Genomic DNA, 1,493 nt, shown 5'->3' on the forward strand with positions numbered 1-1,493 from the left:
GTCCTGCATCGCGTCCTTGGCGTTCACGTCGGCACCGGCCTCGATCAGCTCACGCGCCGCGTCCACGTTGTTGCCGTGGGTGGCCAGCAGCAGGGCCGTACGGCCCTGGCCATCACGGGCTTCCAGATCGGCACCCGCGTCCAGTGCCTCGCGCACGGCCTCGACATCGCCGCGGCTGGCGGCATCACGCAATTGCGCATCGGCGTCGCCTCGGGAAGTCGCCGTGCACGCCGGGATCACCATGACCAGCAGGCACAGCAACAGCATGCGACCCAATGCCGAACGATGCTGCCGGGAGCGAGGGGTATGCATCGTGACTCTCCTCATGCGCGATGGCGCCGGCCATTGCCGGCCCCTGCCCTGCATGGTAGAAGTCGGCACGGGTATCCAGAAGTGAAATGTTCAAATGCAAGACAGTGCCAAATCGAATAGAACAATGTTCGAACTGGACCTGCTGCGGGCCCTGGTGATGGTCGCCGACTGCGGCAGCTTCACCACGGCGGCCACCCGCCTGCACTCTACCCAGTCCACGGTCAGCCAGAAGATCCGCCGCCTGGAGGAGCTCGCCGGTCACCGCCTGCTCGAGCGCGGCCACCGCGACGTGCATCCCACCGATGCCGGTCACACCCTGCTGGGCTATGCCCGGCGCATGCTGGATCTGAACGAGGAGCTGGCCCAGGCATTGGCCGGCGCCACCGTGGAGACCGCAGTGCGCATCGGTGTGCCGGAGGACTTCGTCAACGCACAGACCACGCGCATGCTCGCTGCCTTCAGCCGCCGCCACCCGCAGGTCAAGCTGGAAATCAGCAGCGGTCTCAGCCGTGATCTGGCCCACGGCTTTGACCATGGCGAGCTGGACCTGGTGCTGGTCAAGCAGCGTCGCAACACCCGCCAGGCCGTGCATTGCCGGCGCGAACCGATGCACTGGATCGACAGCCTGCGCAGCAGCAGCCTGCAGCAGGACCCGCTGCCACTGGTCACCTTCCCGCCACGCGGGCTGTACCGCGACGAGATGATCCAGGCCGTCGAAGCGCTGGGCCTGCGCTGGCGCATCGCGTTCACCAGTTCCTCGTTGAGCGGCATCCAGGGTGCGGTGGCCGACGGCATCGGCATCAGCCTGTTGCCACGTCGCGCGGTCAACCGCGAACACCGCATCATCGATGGCGAGCGCGACCTGCCGGTGGTCGACAACTACGAGATCGGCCTGCTGCATCGCGCCGATGCCGATGATGCGGTGCGTGCGCTGGCCAGCGAGTTGTGGCGCCAGGTGCAGCGCGAGCCGGAATAGTCGGCAGGGCTGCGCCCTGCACCCGCCGAAGCGGTAGTGCCGGCCGCTGGCCGGCAACCTCAACAGCCGAAGCAACAGCAACAGCAACAGCAGGCTTCCTGAGGGATGGCGGGGTGGGTCCGGTGGCAGGGGCCGCTGCAAGTACATCCCTGTAAGCTCGGTCGCCGCATCCATGCGGCTCACGCCCCCGCAACCGGACCCACCC

2 protein-coding genes are annotated in these 1,493 nt (G+C 67.4%); one reads left to right on the forward strand and one right to left on the reverse strand.

The annotated features are described in order from the left end of the window. The coding region (locus AB4Y84_RS21505) for an ankyrin repeat domain-containing protein (protein WP_442250912.1) at positions 1 to 312 on the reverse strand (312 nt) is incomplete at its 3' end. 94 nt (positions 313 to 406) lie between these two features. Between AB4Y84_RS21505 and AB4Y84_RS21510 the strand changes: the two genes are divergently transcribed. Beyond that, positions 407 to 1,288: a LysR substrate-binding domain-containing protein gene (locus AB4Y84_RS21510; RefSeq protein WP_442244845.1), complete on the forward strand. Its 882-nt coding sequence runs from the start codon at positions 407 to 409 to the stop codon at positions 1,286 to 1,288. Positions 1,289 to 1,493: the final 205 nt, after the last annotated feature.

Source organism: Stenotrophomonas sp. 2YAF22 (assembly GCF_052114665.1).
GTDB lineage: Bacteria > Pseudomonadota > Gammaproteobacteria > Xanthomonadales > Xanthomonadaceae > Stenotrophomonas > Stenotrophomonas indicatrix.

What these genes read in the sequence shown, in the direction of transcription:
- AB4Y84_RS21510 (WP_442244845.1), top strand. Translation starts at nt 407, where the DNA reads ATGCAAGACAGTGCCAAATCGAATAGAACAATGTTCGAACTGGACCTG.